Here is a 15,894-nt window from a genome sequence, read left to right as displayed (position 1 = left end):
GCGCCCATCGTCTAGCGGTCTAGGACGCCGCCCTTTCACGGCGGAAACAGGGGTTCGATTCCCCTTGGGCGTACCAACAATTTCAAGCGCTTAGGCCCGCAGGTTCATACCCATTATCAAAAATCGAAAACGGACATTGGGATTGCTGATCGCAAGTTTTTCGCGAGCATCATTATGTCGACCGGCCCTAAATCAGCAATCAGTTGCGAAAGACGCCGCGCTCAACTAATTGCATCTGATGCAATTTATCCTCCCGATGCTTTCCGGACGGCTCGAACGCCGCTACAAGCGCTTTCTCGCAGATGTCACGTTGGATGACGGACGTTTCATAACGGCGTCTGTGCCGAATACCGGTTCGATGCTCGGCCTCAGTGCGCCCGGTTCCCGTGTCTGGCTCAGCGTTTCCGACGGCCAGAAGCGTAAATATGCCCACACGCTGCAGATCGTCGAGGCGGACGGAACACTCGTCGGAGTCAACACCGGCCTGCCCAACCGTATAGCCGAAGAAGCGATCCTGGCAGGCATGTTGCCCTCGCTTGCCGGCTATTCCGGCCTCAAGCGCGAGCAGAAATACGGACGCAACTCCCGTATCGACATCCTGCTGTCCGATCCCGCGCGTCCCACCGCCTATGTCGAGGTGAAGAACGTGCATTTCATGCGCCAGCCTGGTCTCGCCGAATTTCCCGATACGGTGACGGCCCGTGGCGCAAAACATCTGGACGAACTCGGCGACATGGTGGAAGCTGGACATCGAGGTGTTATGCTGTTCGTCATACAGCGTAATGATTGTGGCAGCTTTCGTCTTTGCCAGGATCTCGATCCTACCTATGTCAGTGCATTCGATCGAGCACGGCTGCGCGGGGTTGAGGCCTATGCAATTCGATGCCACATAACGCCCCAAGGCATTGTCGCGGAAAGTGCGGTGCCGATCGACGAACGGATATAAAGCTGATGGTTACCTATCTCGACGCGGCAAGCGCACCAATGAAATTCACCGGCCAGATACGCCTTTACGATGCCGAGGCGTTCGAGGGCATGCGCAAGGCGTGCAATCTGACGGCGCGCTGCCTCGACGAGCTTGCGTCGATCGTCAAACCCGGTGTGGCCACCGAGGAGATCGACCGCTTCGTTTTCGAATTTGGCGCCGATCATGGCGCGATCCCCGCGACGCTCAACTATCGCGGCTATACGAAATCCGTCTGCACCTCGATCAATCACGTGGTCTGCCACGGCATCCCCAATGAAAAGCCGCTACGCGAAGGCGATATCGTCAATATCGATGTGACCTATCTTCTCGATGGTTGGCATGGAGATTCGAGCCGCATGTATGCGGTCGGCGAAGTCAAACGCGCAGCAGAACGCCTTCTCGAAGTGACGCATGAATCCCTCCTGCGCGGCATCGCCGCCGTCAGGCCCGGCGCGCGCACCGGCGCGATCGGCGCGGCCATCCAGACCTATGCCGAATCGGAGCGCTGTTCGGTTGTCCGCGATTTCTGCGGGCATGGCGTCGGCCGGCTCTTCCACGATGCGCCGAACATTCTTCACTATGGATCGCCGAACGAGGGCGTGGAAATGCGCGAAGGCATGATCTTCACCATCGAGCCGATGATCAATCTCGGCAAGCCGCATGTCAAAGTTTTGGCGGATGGCTGGACGGCGGTTACGCGCGACCGTTCGCTTTCCGCTCAATATGAGCATACGATTGGCGTGACGAAGGACGGGTGCGAAATTTTCACGCTCTCGCCGGCTGGCATATTCGGCCCGAAGCAGGCATCCTGACAAGGGCAGTCCAAGACAAATCCAGCTATTCATATTCGGGGGCGGCAAGGAATGGCGGACGAGAAAGATCGCGAGCAAGGCTTTCTGGAGCAAAACACGCCAAGCAAGTTTGAAGAAACCACAATCGAATCTTCCTCTCCTATTGCTGCGATCAAGCCGTCCCGCGCCCATTATGAGGGCCACCGCGAGCGTTTGCGGCAGCGCTTCCGCGAAAATGGCGGCGATGCGCTTGCCGATTACGAACTGCTCGAGCTTCTGCTTTTTCGCACCATTCCCCGTGCCGATACCAAGCCGCTTGCCAAGGCGCTGCTCGCGCGGTTCGGCTCGTTTGCCGAGGTGTTAGGCGCGCAGGAGCGGCTGTTGATGGAAGTGCCGGGCTGTGGCCGCTCGATCGCGGCCGATCTGAAATTCATCGCCGCCGCCGCGCAGCGCATGGGTCGGAGCACGATCAAGGGCCGCGAGGTGCTTGGCTCCTGGAGCAAGGTCATCGAATATTGCACCGCAGCCATGGCTTATGAGGAACGCGAGCAATTCCGCATTCTGTTCCTCGACAAGAAGAACGGCGTGATCGCCGACGAGGTGCAGCAGGTCGGTACGGTCGATCATACGCCCGTCTATCCCCGTGAAATTGTCCGCCGTGCATTGGAACTTTCGGCCTCGGCCATCATTCTGGTCCACAACCACCCCTCGGGCGATCCCACCCCTTCGCGCGCCGACATCAGCATGACTGCGACGATCATCGATGTTGCCAAGGCGCTTGGCATCACCGTTCACGATCACATCATCATCGGAAAGAGCGGGCACACCAGCTTCAAAGGTCTGGGCCTCATTTAAATAGTTCCGATTTGATTGGGGATCGCTGCAACCCTTGCGCAATTGCGCATAAAACCAGCCGTAAGCTTCAAAGCTTCGGCGGTTTGCACGGCAAATTGAACGCGCAGCGATTGTTCGCGGTCGCGGAGACGAATTTGGTGAATTCCGGGTCATTGCTGACCAATGCGCCAAACCCAGCCGCAAAAGCTGCAAATATCAGGCATACGACAGCAAGCCGGATTACCATCACAAGCTTTCCTCATTTTGCCTACGCTCAGGAAGAATCTTCCTCCATCTATCTTAACATGAACTTTATGATCGTGTTAACGATGGCGGCCGCCTTATCCGATATCCCATAACGACAGCAGAGCCTCGCATGACTTTTCTCAATCCGCGATCGACCACAGAACTTGCGAAACAGTCCATGGGGATCGCCCAGGACACGCTTTATGAACTCGATGCGGTTTCCTTCGCCATTGCGGGGCGACAGCTTCTGCATCCGCTGACGCTGACCTTGCCGGCGCGTCGCGTTATCGGGTTGATCGGCCACAACGGCTCGGGAAAATCCACCCTGATCAAGATTCTTGCCCGCCAGCAACGGCCGACAGCCGGCGAAATGCGCTTCGAAGGCATGCCGCTCGACAAATGGGGCGACCGGCAGTTTGCCCGCAAGGTCGCTTACCTGCCGCAGCAGACGCCACCCGCTTCCGGCATGCTGGTCAAGGAATTGGTGGCGCTCGGGCGCTATCCCTGGCACGGGGCGCTTGGACGCTTCACCACGATCGACCGCGAAAAGGTCGATGAGGCGATCGAGCTTACCGATATCGCACCCTTCGCCGACCGGCTGGTCGATACCCTGTCGGGTGGCGAACGTCAGCGCGTCTGGCTTGCGATGCTGGTGGCGCAGGATGCCGAATGCCTGCTCCTGGACGAGCCGATCTCGGCCCTCGACGTCGCCCATCAGATGGAAGTGCTTTCCCTCGTGCATCGCCTGAGCCAGACCAAGGGCATCGGCGTCCTGGTGGTGCTGCATGACGTCAATATGGCCGCGCGCTTCTGCGACGAATTGCTGGCGCTTCATTCCGGCAAGCTGATTGCGCGGGGAACGCCTCAGGAGATCATGGCTCCCGAAGAGCTCCAACGTATATACGGTGTCGCCATGGATGTGATCCCGCACCCGGTTTCTGGAGTTCCCGTCAGCTTCGTCAGATAGAGTTACGGCGGCCGGGTGCTGTCCCGGGCTATCCCAAGCGACCATTGTGGGGTCACTCCGGCAGATAGATAACCCTGCGGTTGTCCAGTTCGACGATGACCGGCTGGCCAGACTCCGGAAGGCCGCAACCCCTCTTCATCGAACAGTTGAAGGTCTTTGGCGTCAAACGTCAGCCGGATCTCATCGGATGCAAGAGCATGCTGGCCGGCAACCGTTTGCCCGCTACACGGCTCGCCCCACTCATGGTGGGCTTGTCGAACCACGCATAATGGTTCTGCAATTTATGGGTGCATCATTCACCATACGGAACCCAGATGTTTTTCACCTGCACAGCACGGCGCAGATAATCCCTGCCCTGCCCCTGACTGCCTAGCCAGTCGAGCTGGCGGCCATTGCTGACCCATGTCGGCTTGAGATTGCCGCATGATGCCTTCTCGACCATGGCACTGCCTTCCTTCGATCCGATGTACCAGATCGCGTCGACCTCATCGTGTTCGGCCAATGTCTTGGCGAGCACATCGCGCTCGCCGGTGACGATATTGACCACGCCGCCAGGCACATCGGACGTATCCAGCACCTGATAGAGATTGGCAGCAAGCAAGGGATGGCGTGTCGAAGGCGCCGCCACGACGCGGTTCCCCATGGCAATTGCCGGAAGCACCAGTGAAATGAACGACAGCAGCGGGTTCTCATCCGGACAAACGATGCCGACAATACCGAATGGTTCGTTCATCGCCAGCGTCACATGGCGTGACTTGGTTGCGTGTACAGCGCCATCATACTTATCGGCCTGCGCGGCGTAGTAGAATATGCGCCGCAAAGCGACAGCGAATTCCTCGGCCGCGGCTTTGGCGGAAGCGCCCGTGCTTTCCACAAGCAAAGCTTCGAATTCCGCCCGCCGGGCATCGAGGTTCTCACCGAGATAATAGAGCACCTGCGCGCGATTATGCGCCGTCGCGCCACCCCAGGAACCAGCCTTTGCCGCTGCTTCGACGGCGTTGCGAATATCCTTGCGATTGCCGATACCGGCTTGACCGATCACCTGCCCGTCCTTGCCCATGACCGAATAGGAATATCCGCCATCGGGCCGCGCCTGCTTGCCGCCGATATAGTTTTTCACGGTGCGGTCGATCGATCCGCCGAGCGCGATCCTGGCATCGCGTTGCGGTGCTGCGGAAAGTTTCAACGGCTGTTCGTCCCTGGCCAATGGCAGGCGCTTTTCCCAGTCGGCAGCCAGATATTCGTAGAGGCCTTCGCGGCCGCCTTCACGGCCAAAGCCGCTTTCGCGATAGCCGCCGAAGCCTGCACCTGCATCGAGAAGATTGGTCGAATTGATCCAGACGACACCGGCCTTGACCCGCGCAGCGGCATCGAGTGCAAGATTGATGTTTTCCGACCAGACCGATGCGGCAAGGCCGTATTTGGTGTTGTTGGCAAGGGCAATTGCTTCATCCGGCGTGCGGAAAGTCGTTGCCGTCGCCACAGGACCGAATATCTCGACCTCGCAAACGGTCGATACGGGATCGACATCGGTGAAGAAACCTGGTGCGAAGAAATTGCCCTTGGTCGGCAACTTCACCGGAGCCTGCCACAGCGTGCCGCCCTCGGCCTTGCCCTGTTCGACCAGCGAGGTCACGCGTTCCAACTGCCCGGCGGAAACCAGCGCGCCGATATCGATGGTCTTGTCCAGCGGATCGCCGACGCGCAGCGTTTCCATACGCTTGCGCAGCTTGTCGTAGAAGCGCGCCGCAATGCCTTCCTGCACGAGGATGCGCGATCCGGCACAGCAGACTTCGCCCTGGTTGAACCAGATCGCGTCGACGACACCTTCGACCGCGCCATCGATATCCGCATCTTCGAACACGATGAACGGCGATTTGCCGCCAAGTTCCAGCGACAGCTTCTTTTCCGATCCGGCGATTTGCTCGCGGATGATGCGGCCGACCTCGGTCGAACCGGTAAAGGCCACCTTGTCGACATCCTCATGGCCGCAGATTGCAGCCCCGGTCGCACCATCACCATGAACGATATTGACCACGCCTGCGGGCAGTCCGACCTCATGGCAAATCTCGGCAAAGGCGACGGCCGTCAACGGCGTCAGTTCGGCGGGCTTCAATACAACCGTGTTGCCAGCGGCCAGAGCGGGCGCGATCTTCCATGCCAGCATCAGCAGCGGGAAATTCCACGGAATTACCTGACCGCAAACTCCGACGGGAGAGAAGCCTTCGAATTCGGTCTCCACCATCTCGGCCCAGCCGGCGTGGTGGTAGAAATGGCGGGCAACGAGCGGAATGTCGATATCGCGCGTCTCGCGGATCGGCTTGCCATTGTCCATCGTCTCGAGCACGGAAAAGAAGCGTTCGCGCTTCTGGATGTGGCGGGCGATGGCATAGAGATATTTGGCGCGCTCGTGACCGGGCAATGCCGACCACGTGCCGAAAGCAGCGCGCGCTGCTTTCACGGCGGCATCGACATCGGCTTGCGTACCATGGGCAACGTTCGCCAGCACCAATCCATTGGCCGGATTGGTCACGGCAATCGTATCGCGGCCCTCGGTGCCGGTGAACTTGCCATTGATGAAGTGACCGAAACCATCCTTGTTGGCATCGAGCCAGGCTTGAACGTCCGTATTGCTTTCCGGTGCCGGGCCATATTCCATGGTGCGAAGAATATCCTTGATCTGTCCCATGAGTCTTATTTCCTTAAGCGAGCGCGTGGCGCGAAGACGCGGCATAGCGGCCCGTCACATAATGTTCGAGCTGCCGTTCGATATCGCCGAGCATCGAACTTGCACCAAGACGGAAAAGATCCGGCTGCAACCAGGGCAGACCAAGCTCTTCTTTCATCAGGATCATCCAGTTCATGGCGTCCTTGGCGGTCTTCATGCCGCCGGCCGGCTTGAACCCGACGATCTGACCGGAATATTCGCCAAAATCACGCAGGGCCCGCAGCATGATCAGGCTCACGGGAAGCGTTGCATTCACATCTTCCTTGCCGGTCGACGTCTTGATGAAATCGGCGCCGGCCTGCATCGCCACCATCGAAGCGCGATAGACATTGCGCAACGTGTTGAGGTCGCCGGTCGCCAGAATCGCTTTCAAATGCGCCGCGCCGGCTGCTTCCCGCATCTGGACGATTTCGTCATAGAGTGCGGACCAGTTCTGCGTCAGCACTTGTTCGCGATTGATGACGATATCGATTTCCCTGGCGCCCTCGCCCACCGCATATCTGATTTCCGCCAGGCGCTGCGGCAGCGGCGTCAACCCCGCGGGAAAGCCGGTCGCGACCGAAGCAACGGGAATATTCGTGCCCTGCAAGGCCTTGACCGCGTGCGGAACCATTGTCGGATAAACGCAGACGGCCCCGGTCGTGATGTTGGCATCGCAGAGATCCAGTGCTTCGAGAATATCGGCGCGTATGGGACGCCTTGCCTTGGCGCAGAGTCGCTGCACGCGTCCGGCCGTGTCGTCACCGGCCAGCGTCGTCAGGTCGATGCAAGTGATCGCCTTGACCAGCCAGGCTGCCTGATATTCCTTTTTCACGGTCCGGCGTGTGGTCAAGGTGGCGGCGCGGCGTTCCGCCGCCGAACGGTTGACGGCAATGTCCTCGAACCATTCGGGTTTGAGTTGCGTACCGGTGTTGCGGGCATGGGCGTTCTGCACCAGCAGGTGCGTGCCCTTGGCAGCCGATAATTTTTGCGTGTTCATCCACGACCCTTCCTGTGATCTATGAAGCGGTTGAGCAAAATGGCTGCGATGATGATGATCCCCGTGACAGTCATCTGATAGAAGGAGCCCAATCCCAATAGGTTGAATATGTTCCGAAGGACCTGAAGCAACATCACGGCAAAGAATGTGCCGAGAACACCGCCACGCCCGCCAAAAAGACTGGTGCCGCCGAGAACCACCGCAGCAATGGCGTCGAGTTCCAGTCCTTGCGCCGCCGTTGGCTGGCCGATGCGCAGGCGCGATGTCAAAAGAATACCACCGAGCGCCGCCATGAAGCCGGAAACGGCAAACACTGCCGTAACGATGAAGCGAGTGGGCAGGCCCGAAAGCCGCGCCGCTTCGGGATTGCCGCCCGTGGCAAATACATATTCGCCGAAGACCGTCAGGCGCAGTACGAGTCCGGCCACAACGCACAGGCCGATGAAGATCAGCCCCATGGACGAGATGGCGAATCCTGGAAGGATCGGCACCATGGTCGAGCCGATGGCAGCAAAACCCTGCGGCAATCCGCTTACAGGCACCCCGTCCGTCATGAGATAGGTGACGCCGCGGAACGAGACGAGGCCGGCCAGCGTCACGATGAAGCTTGGCACCTGCGCCAGCGCGCTTATGGCACCCATCGCAGCGCCGCAGGCTGTGCCGGCCACCACCGTTATCGCTACGGCAACGAAAGGATCGAAACCGTTGGACATGAGGACAGCCACCAGCATCCCGCACAACGCCACGATGCTGCCCACCGACAGGTCGATATTGCCGGTCAGGATGACGAAGGTCATGCCGACCGCAACCACTCCGACCACCGCTGCCTGCTGGAACAGATTGGCGATGTTTGTAAAGGTCAGAAAATTGTCCGACAGCGTGGTTGCGATAACCACGACCGCAAGGAATATGACGATGAAGTTGTATTCGATCCCGAGGTCGACGAGCCGTCGCCCCATCGCCGGTGGCGGCGTTTGAATGGTTGGGACTGCTGCTTTAGACATGATGTTCACCCAGAATTGTAGCCCGCAGAATGGTGTCGCGATCGGTGACGAAAGGATCGTATCTGCCGATGTTGCGACCCTCGTGGAAAACCCAGATCGCGTCGCAGGCAGCATAGAGTTCTTCAAGCTCGCTGCTGGCGACAATCACCGCCGCGCCGTCTTCCGCCAGCTTGTCGACGAGATCATAGAGATCGGCCTTGGCACCGATATCGAGACCGCGGCTTGGCTCGTCGAGCAGCAGTACGCGCGCCCCGTTGATGATCCATTTTGCCAGGACGACCTTTTGCTGATTGCCACCGGAAAGTTGGACCACGGCCTGCTCCGGCTTTCCATATTTGGTCGAGAGGCTTTTCAGGACCGGTATCGTGCGCTGTTTCTGGAACGAATGCCGTGTCAGCCAGCTTTCCCGCATCGAGGGTAAAGTTGCATTCTTGTAGATCGGCGCATGCAGGATAAGCCCCTCGGTCTTGCGGTTTTCCGGCACAAGACCGAGGCCGCGCCGTATCGCGTCTGCCGAATGACGGGGATGGAAGCGCTCGTCGTCCAGCATGATTTCGCCTTCGAAATGATGCGCCCCGAAAAGTGCCTTCAGGAATGAAGTGCGCCCGGAGCCATTCAGTCCCGTCAGGCCGACCACCTCGCCCCAGCGCACCTCCAGCCCGGTGATATCCAGTCCCTCCGCGCCGCGCAGCCGGTTGACGTGCAGGGCCACCTCGCCCGTGACGGGCTTGCGCTCCTTGCGTTCGACCAGCGACCGCTCCTTGCCGATAATGGCTGTGACCAGCGCCTCATCGCTCGTGTCTGCAATCTCGTAGGTCCCGATCGTCCTGCCCCCGCGCAACACGGTGACCCGGTCACCGATCTCGCGCAGTTCACCGAGCCGGTGGCTGACATAGACGATGGCAACGCCGTGTTTTACGAGATCACGGATAACCTCGAATACGCTTTTCAGCTCCGTCTCGTTGAGCGACGCCGAAGGCTCGTCCATGATGATGATCTTCGCATCCATGGTCAGCGAGCGCGCAATCGCCGTCAGTTGCTGATTGGCGACGGACAGGGTTTCAACCCGCACATCCGGCGTGAAATTCGCACCGACCCGCTTCAGCGCTTCGCTGGCACGCTTGCGCCGGTCCTTGCGGTTTATCAGTCCGAATTTCCCGGGCGCATGGCCGAGAAAGAGGTTCTGCTCGACGGTCAATTGCGGAACCAGATCGAGTTCCTGATAGATCATGGAGATGCCAAGCCGCGAGGCTTCTGCCGGGTTACGCAATTCGACCGGCCTTCCCTCCAGAACCAGTCGGCCCTCGGTCGGTCGGAACGCTCCCGCGATAATCTTCAGCAAGGTCGATTTGCCGGCCCCATTGGCTCCCAGAAGGCAATGAACCTCCCCGGCCTTGACGCCCAGCGACGCCGATTCCAGCGCGATTATAGTCGGCAGAAAGGTCTTGGAGACGTTTTGAACGGTCAGGACATCATTCGACATCGGCGATCTCCAACGCATATCGCGCCGTGGCTTCGTCAGTGACGATCACCGAGACATAGCCGGCTTTCAGAGCCGAGGCGGCGATTTTGAATTTCTCCGCGCCGGCAACCACACCGATAGACCACTGCTTGTTTTTCAGGAGTTCAAGCCGCATGCCGACAGTCCGGTCATCGATGGCGGTGTCGACGATCTTGCCGTCCTGATCGACGAAGCGCCCGAGGATATCACCGACGGCACCGGCATCCTTCAGCCGGTCTATGTCGGCTTCGTCGAGATAGCCCGAGCTTAACAGAACAGATTCGTGCGTGATGCCGCCCATGCCGAAGCATACGACATCGGCCTGCCTCGCCAGCATCAGCACACGCTCGATAATCGGATCCTCTTCGAGCACCTCGCGCGTGCTCTTCTTGCCGACAATCGCGGGAACCGGCAGCAGCGTCGCGGTGCCATTCCCGGCCTTGGCGAATTCCTCCGCCACCGCGCTCGTATGCGTTACGGTCGACCGCAGATTGGCAGCACCATTGACCAGCACCACATGAACGCCGGGGTTCCAGTTGTTCGGCAGGAACCGCGCCACGGCCGACATCGTCCGACCCCAGGACACACCGATGAGATCGACCTTGGGGTTGAGCCCCGTCAGATATCTGGCGGCAGCCTGTGCGACGCTCTCCATGAGAAGCGCGGAATCCGTCGTGCCGCCCGAAGGCACGACGATCGCATCCCGCAGGCCGAATGCCTGCTGCAGCCGGACTTCCAGTTCCGTTTTGCGGTAGGCGCGTGGCGTTATTTCGATACGCACGACGCCGAGTTCCTTGGCTTCCGTCATCAACCGGCCCACCTGCCAGCGGGTGAGACCGAGTTCCTTGGCGATTTCGCTCTGCGTCTTGTCGAGATCGTAATAGAGCTTGGCGACCCGCACCATCAAATGCTCGCGCTGCTCGTCGGAAGGCAACCGTACGGATGGGGTCAGACGTGCATCGTTCATCGTTCGGCTCCTGCCCTTTGCCGCGCGCTCAACTGGTGAAGCACCGGCGTCAATGATTCCGTTGCATTTCTATAAAGTTCCATCGTGTCGCGGTAGCGCTTTGCCCGCTCCGCATCGGGCTGCATCTCTTTTGTCGGAGCAGCACAGGCTTCCGACGCGGTGATCAGATCCGGGAACAGGCCAAGCGCATGGGCCGAGCAGACCGCGGTGCCGATAAGCGAAAGATTGTCGCCATGGGCCACATGGACTGGCCGTTGCAGCGCATCGACAGTCGCCTGCAGCCACAGCGAATTCTTGCAGATGCCCCCGGCAACGACAATGCGATCGACCATGACCCCGCGCTCTTCAAGCACTGCAACCACATTGGCCGAGCCCAGCGCGATCGAATCCACTGCCGAGGCGTAAACATCGGCGCGGTCATGACCAAGTGAAAGTCCGAGGACAGCCCCGCGCAAATCCGCATCCCGGTAGGGTGTTCGATTGCCCATCCAGTAATCGAGCGTCAGCAAGCCGGAATTGCGCGCCGAGGCGCTCGATGCCTGTTTGATCAGGTCGGCATGGCCTTGCTCGTCGAGCCCGAAAAGCTTCTGGCTGAACCAATTGAGGATCGAGCCTGCCGAGACCTGTCCCGCCTCCACCAGCCACAGGCCATCCACCAGCGCATTGGGATAAGGTCCCCAAAAGCCGTTGACATCGCCCTGTTGCTTCAGATGCGTCAGATAAACGACCGAGGTGCCGCCGATAATCAGCATGCCGCCCGCTGCAACTGTTCCCGCACCGAGAACGCCGATATGCGCATCGATACCGCCCTGAGCGACGATTGCCTGCGTGCTGATACCCAGCGCCTTGGCAATTTCCGGCTGCAGATTTCCAACCGCATCGCCGACCGGAACAATGCGCTGCGGCAATTTATGCTGCAATTCGGGGATACCGAGTGCTGCATAGATTTCCGGCACAAAGCTGGCATTCTTCGAATCGTAATTCCATTTGCAGGCGGCGTTCATCCGCGAACCCGCCCAGACGCCGCAAAGCCGGAAATTGATGAAATCCAGCGCCTCGCAGATGATATCCGCCGCTGTGTAAATCCTGGGTTCATTGGCGGCAAGCCACATCGCCTTGGGTACGAGCCATTCGGCTGCGTCACCGCCGCCGCTATAATCCATGACCGGATGATCGATGCTTTCGGTAGCGCGTGCCTCATCGGCGGCGCGGCAGTCCATCCACAGGATTGCGGGATAGAGCGGCTTGCTGTCCTTGTCGCAGATCACCACCGAAGATGCCGTCGTCGCCACGCAGACGGCGGCGATTTCACTCGAACCGCAGCGTGAAACGGCATCCCGCCCGGCAGTCAGTACCGCACTCCACCACTCTTCCGCCTGCTGTTCGGCCCAACCGGCGCGTGGATAGGTCGTTGCATAACTGGCCTCCGACAGGGAGAGCATTGTCCTGCGCTCCACGTCGTAGACCCCAGCCCTGACACCTCCCGTGCCAAGATCGAAGTTCAGTACTAGTGTCACTCCTCGCTCCCTCCCATTCGACGCATCCTAAGGACGGAACATCACTTTCGAGAAGAACATGGACCTGTCGGTGCGGAATTTTTCAAACATGCCCGGCAGTTCAGCCAGATCCAGATCATGGGTAATCATGAACTCCCATTCGAGTTCGCCCGAACCCAGCTTCTCCAGCGTTACGGTCCATTGGCGTCCAGGATAAGGCGCTCCAAAGGAGTTCCACGAGCCATGCAGGGAGATTTCCTGGCGCAGGAAATGCTGGAACGTCTTGTTGTCCAGCGGCACCTCGGCAACCGGTATGCCGATGAAGACCACATGGCCGCTCGGCGCCGCCATCTTCACAGCCAGATTGACGGACGAAGGATGTCCCGCAGCCTCGACGATCGTATCGCAAAGCAGATCCGCGGGAATATCCGAGCCGACAAGGAACGTGTGCTTGGCACCGGCACGCCGTGCCATCGCCAGTTTCTCTTCGGAAATATCGATTGCCACGACTTCGCTGGCACCCATCAGCCGCATCCACTGGATCGCGAACAAGCCGATCGGGCCGCAGCCGATGACGCCGCCGCGCTGGCCCATCGTCATGCCGCCGGCCTTCCAGATTGCGTGGAGCGCAATCGAAGCCGGATCGGTCATCGCGACCGCGCGCGGGTCGATACCCCCAGGCGTTTTCAGCAGATTGGAAACCGGAACGCAGACATATTCCGCATAGGCGCCATCGCGGCGCGAACCGAAATAATCATAGTTGCGGCAGCGCGAAAACTGGCCTTGCTGGCACTGGTCGCATTCATAGCATGGCAGCATGGGCGGAATGGCGACCAACTCGCCAATGTCGAAACCCTCGACGCCTTCGCCGATTTCGGTGATGTGGCCGGAAAACTCATGGCCGCAGATCAGCGGCATCTTGTGCGCACCCTTGATCAACATGCGCGGCATGTCCGAACCGCAAACGCCCACCGCCGCAACCCGGATTTTCACGTGGCCGGGTGTCAATTGCGGAACCGGAACATCTTCAAGACGAATATCACCGGGGGCGTAAAGTACTGCAGCGCGCATGACTGATCCTTGGAAAGATTTGGTCTTTATAGATTGAAATGCGGGGCAGGATGTGCCCTGCCCCGCAGATCTTGAGAGAGACGATTTATTGGCCGAGAATTTTCGGACGGTATTCGGCGAAAAGTCCTTCGCGCGGGAAATCGGCAACATTTTTGGAGGTAACCAGCGTCGAACCTGCATCGACGAATTTTGGTACTTCCTTCTTCGCTGCGGCCTCGCGCGCCACCTGAATCGTCACGTCCCCAAGATATTTGGGATCGTTGAGCGCGGAACCGATATAGTTGCCGCCATCGGCAATGATACCCAGCGCTTCCGACAGACCGTCGACACCGGCGACCAGAACGTCGTTGCGATTGTTTTCCTTCAGTACCTGAAGCGCGCCGAGAGCCATGTCGTCATTGTGGGCATAGACCACTTTCACATCGGGATTTGCCTGAAGCAAATCCTGCATGGCGGTCACCGCATTGGCACGGATATATTCCGCATATGGACCCTCGACGATGGTGTGGCCCGAGCCTTCGAGCGCCGCATGGAAGCCATCGCGGCGATCCATCATGACAGCACCACCGGCATCGCCCTGAATTTCGATGATCTTGGCTTTTTCGACGCCGTCCGCCTTCAGGCGGGCGACCACGGCTTCACCGACGAGCTGGCCCATCTTCTTGTTGTCGCGGCCAACATGTGCCGTTACGCCCGCACCATTGACACTGCGGTCAACGGTGATCACCGGAATACCGGCAGCAACGGCGGCTTCGAGCGACGGAACGACAGCGTCGGGATTGACCGGATTGATGATCAGCGCATTGACGCCCTGGGTGATCAAATCCTGGATATCATTGTTCTGCTTGCTGACATCGCCATTGGCGTCGAGAAACACAAGCGTATCGCCGCCCGCTTTCGCGGCAGCTTCGGCGCCGGTTTTCAACTGGACATAGAAGGGCGACTGCAAGGTCACCTGGCTGAAGCCGATCTTCAACCCCTCCGCATAAGCGGACGACAAAGGCATGCCCATACCCAGCGCAAACGTAAGCGCAGAGACGGCAATAGCGGATTTCGACAGAAAACGGCGACGGTTGAGCATGGTTTTCCTCCCCAGAACTCACTTTGGTGAACAACAAAAGTGCAAAGATTGCTCATTTGTTAATTCAGGTAACCAGAAGCCAGAGCGCGTGTCAACAGGAGGCAGGCCCTTCGACCTGCCCTCGGAAGCAAGATTTTCAATGGAGGAAACACTGAAGAAACCGTCCGGAAGGAGTGTGCCGGACGGCAGAAAAGACCCAGCCGGCACAAGGGCCGCGGTGATCAGGGCGTCAAATCATTATGTCGGCGGGAGCCGCAAAGCCTCGGTCCGCTACCATCGCCTGCCGAGACCAGAGCCGCAGCAGCACCGGCAAGCTCCGGGTTTTCGGGTGCGCCATGCCGCATGGCAACCAGAAGGCAAATCATCGGGAAGACCGAAAGCAGCGGAATGATCGTCAGACAGTGCCGGGCGTTTTGACCGGCCATGACGCGGCAGAAGGCCCTGTGCGACTTAAAAAGCCGCACGAAAGCCGCACGTTCTCTTTGTGTTCCAAAAAATTTCTGCTAAGTCTTTGAAATCATTGGTGCCCCCGGAGAGACTCGAACTCCCGACCCCCTGATTACAAAGCCGATGGTAATTGTTTGTTTTCAACACGTTAGGTCAAAACACCTGTAAACGGGTACTCGAAAAACCCCAATAAAATCAGTATCGACCAGATCGGAATGTAAACGGTTTCGATCCACGCCCCCGCGAGAGGGGCGACATATTGCAGCGAGCATCGGGAGGATGGTCATCAAGAAAGGTGATCGGTGTCGCCATTCTCGGCGACACCTGGACCAGATCAGTACGGCGCATGAAAGTCAGCCCTGTATCCAACACCAGTTGGGCCGTTTACGTCTTTTTTGATTAGCTCGAAGCGGTATGTGTGATCTGCTTCGATGATTGCCATAGAGATGAAGTAGGGGAGAATTCCAAACCTGTCGCTCTCTGATATTTTATGTAACTCCCTTAGCATATCGCGTATGTATTCTATTCGAGACTCCCTCGCTGCTTTCGTCATCATATTTGCCCCCATTAACAAGTTTCAACGTAGGTAATTAAAATTGTAAATATTGTTTTAATCAATATCAAACATTAAATATTAAGAATTATGATGGAGATTTATATAGCTATAGTTAACAGTATTTAATACATAAGCCAATAACCCCCAGCAGAGCTGGGGGTTTGACGGGGAACCGCCATAGGCGGTTATGAAGGATTTTGGGACAAGAGATGGGACTTCAGGAGGACGAGAGCTTGAGTTGCATCTGGTCCAACTGCTT

14 protein-coding genes and 1 tRNA gene are annotated in these 15,894 nt (G+C 58.5%); 5 read left to right on the top strand and 10 right to left on the bottom strand.

Annotated features, from left to right (window positions below; translation table 11 throughout):
- The 5 genes from C5748_RS25435 (at window position 1) to C5748_RS25415 (ending at window position 3,805) form a co-directional block, all read left to right on the top strand.
- A tRNA-Glu gene (locus tag C5748_RS25435) sits at window positions 1–76 on the top strand.
- A 162-nt stretch (window positions 77–238) separates the two neighbouring features.
- On the top strand, window positions 239–946 hold the full coding sequence (sfsA, locus tag C5748_RS25430; protein WP_105745580.1) for a DNA/RNA nuclease SfsA: 708 nt from the start codon (window positions 239–241) through the stop codon (window positions 944–946).
- 5 nt (window positions 947–951) lie between these two features.
- Window positions 952–1,779 (top strand): type I methionyl aminopeptidase, encoded by an 828-nt coding sequence (gene map / locus C5748_RS25425; protein WP_105745578.1) that lies wholly within the window; start codon window positions 952–954, stop codon window positions 1,777–1,779.
- A 51-nt stretch (window positions 1,780–1,830) separates the two neighbouring features.
- Complete coding sequence (radC, locus tag C5748_RS25420) at window positions 1,831–2,613, top strand: RadC family protein (RefSeq protein ID WP_105745576.1); 783 nt, start codon at window positions 1,831–1,833, stop codon at window positions 2,611–2,613.
- A 403-nt stretch (window positions 2,614–3,016) separates the two neighbouring features.
- Window positions 3,017–3,805: an ATP-binding cassette domain-containing protein gene (locus tag C5748_RS25415; protein ID WP_105745574.1), complete on the top strand. Its 789-nt coding sequence runs from the start codon at window positions 3,017–3,019 to the stop codon at window positions 3,803–3,805.
- A gap of 292 nt (window positions 3,806–4,097) precedes the next feature.
- Here C5748_RS25415 and C5748_RS25410 read toward each other — a convergent pair whose 3' ends face one another.
- The 10 genes from C5748_RS25410 to C5748_RS25365 all read right to left on the bottom strand — a co-directional run bounded on the left by C5748_RS25410 (window position 4,098) and on the right by C5748_RS25365 (window position 15,635).
- Window positions 4,098–6,494, bottom strand: coding sequence for an aldehyde dehydrogenase family protein (locus C5748_RS25410; RefSeq protein ID WP_199194901.1), 2,397 nt, complete (start codon window positions 6,492–6,494; stop codon window positions 4,098–4,100).
- A 13-nt stretch (window positions 6,495–6,507) separates the two neighbouring features.
- On the bottom strand, window positions 6,508–7,512 hold the full coding sequence (deoC, locus tag C5748_RS25405) for a deoxyribose-phosphate aldolase (protein ID WP_245581974.1): 1,005 nt from the start codon (window positions 7,510–7,512) through the stop codon (window positions 6,508–6,510).
- A complete protein-coding gene (locus tag C5748_RS25400) occupies window positions 7,509–8,516 on the bottom strand; it encodes an ABC transporter permease (RefSeq protein WP_105745572.1) in 1,008 nt (335 codons plus the stop codon). The genes deoC and C5748_RS25400 overlap by 4 nt, the downstream gene beginning before the upstream one ends.
- Window positions 8,509–9,999, bottom strand: a complete 1,491-nt coding sequence (locus C5748_RS25395; protein WP_105745570.1) for a sugar ABC transporter ATP-binding protein — start codon at window positions 9,997–9,999, stop codon at window positions 8,509–8,511. The genes C5748_RS25400 and C5748_RS25395 overlap by 8 nt, the downstream gene beginning before the upstream one ends.
- Window positions 9,989–10,984, bottom strand: a complete 996-nt coding sequence (locus C5748_RS25390) for a sugar-binding transcriptional regulator (protein WP_105745568.1) — start codon at window positions 10,982–10,984, stop codon at window positions 9,989–9,991. The genes C5748_RS25395 and C5748_RS25390 overlap by 11 nt, the downstream gene beginning before the upstream one ends.
- Window positions 10,981–12,501 (bottom strand): FGGY-family carbohydrate kinase, encoded by a 1,521-nt coding sequence (locus tag C5748_RS25385; protein WP_105745566.1) that lies wholly within the window; start codon window positions 12,499–12,501, stop codon window positions 10,981–10,983. Before C5748_RS25385 ends, C5748_RS25390 begins: the two co-directional genes overlap by 4 nt.
- Before the next feature lie 27 nt (window positions 12,502–12,528).
- On the bottom strand, window positions 12,529–13,551 hold the full coding sequence (locus C5748_RS25380) for a galactitol-1-phosphate 5-dehydrogenase (RefSeq protein WP_105745564.1): 1,023 nt from the start codon (window positions 13,549–13,551) through the stop codon (window positions 12,529–12,531).
- 85 nt (window positions 13,552–13,636) lie between these two features.
- Complete coding sequence (locus C5748_RS25375; protein ID WP_105745562.1) at window positions 13,637–14,632, bottom strand: substrate-binding domain-containing protein; 996 nt, start codon at window positions 14,630–14,632, stop codon at window positions 13,637–13,639.
- 221 nt (window positions 14,633–14,853) lie between these two features.
- Window positions 14,854–15,096, bottom strand: coding sequence for an NrsF family protein (locus tag C5748_RS25370; protein ID WP_245581973.1), 243 nt, complete (start codon window positions 15,094–15,096; stop codon window positions 14,854–14,856).
- Window positions 15,097–15,413: 317 nt separating this feature from the next.
- The gene (locus C5748_RS25365) at window positions 15,414–15,635 is read right to left on the bottom strand and encodes a hypothetical protein (protein WP_146119627.1); all 222 of its coding nucleotides are present in this window, start codon (window positions 15,633–15,635) and stop codon (window positions 15,414–15,416) included.
- Window positions 15,636–15,894: the final 259 nt, after the last annotated feature.

It is taken from the genome of Phyllobacterium phragmitis, assembly GCF_002980495.1.
Lineage (GTDB): Bacteria > Pseudomonadota > Alphaproteobacteria > Rhizobiales > Rhizobiaceae > Paramesorhizobium > Paramesorhizobium phragmitis.
This window is presented reverse-complemented; position numbering and strand designations above follow the sequence as displayed.

What these genes read in the sequence shown, in the direction of transcription:
- C5748_RS25390 (WP_105745568.1), bottom strand. Translation starts at nt 10,984, where the DNA reads ATGAACGATGCACGTCTGACCCCATCCGTACGGTTGCCTTCCGACGAG.
- sfsA (WP_105745580.1), top strand. Translation starts at nt 239, where the DNA reads ATGCAATTTATCCTCCCGATGCTTTCCGGACGGCTCGAACGCCGCTAC.
- C5748_RS25375 (WP_105745562.1), bottom strand. Translation starts at nt 14,632, where the DNA reads ATGCTCAACCGTCGCCGTTTTCTGTCGAAATCCGCTATTGCCGTCTCT.
- C5748_RS25395 (WP_105745570.1), bottom strand. Translation starts at nt 9,999, where the DNA reads ATGTCGAATGATGTCCTGACCGTTCAAAACGTCTCCAAGACCTTTCTG.
- radC (WP_105745576.1), top strand. Translation starts at nt 1,831, where the DNA reads ATGGCGGACGAGAAAGATCGCGAGCAAGGCTTTCTGGAGCAAAACACG.
- C5748_RS25400 (WP_105745572.1), bottom strand. Translation starts at nt 8,516, where the DNA reads ATGTCTAAAGCAGCAGTCCCAACCATTCAAACGCCGCCACCGGCGATG.
- C5748_RS25410 (WP_199194901.1), bottom strand. Translation starts at nt 6,494, where the DNA reads ATGGGACAGATCAAGGATATTCTTCGCACCATGGAATATGGCCCGGCA.
- deoC (WP_245581974.1), bottom strand. Translation starts at nt 7,512, where the DNA reads ATGAACACGCAAAAATTATCGGCTGCCAAGGGCACGCACCTGCTGGTG.
- C5748_RS25365 (WP_146119627.1), bottom strand. Translation starts at nt 15,635, where the DNA reads ATGATGACGAAAGCAGCGAGGGAGTCTCGAATAGAATACATACGCGAT.
- C5748_RS25415 (WP_105745574.1), top strand. Translation starts at nt 3,017, where the DNA reads ATGGGGATCGCCCAGGACACGCTTTATGAACTCGATGCGGTTTCCTTC.
- C5748_RS25380 (WP_105745564.1), bottom strand. Translation starts at nt 13,551, where the DNA reads ATGCGCGCTGCAGTACTTTACGCCCCCGGTGATATTCGTCTTGAAGAT.
- map (WP_105745578.1), top strand. Translation starts at nt 952, where the DNA reads ATGGTTACCTATCTCGACGCGGCAAGCGCACCAATGAAATTCACCGGC.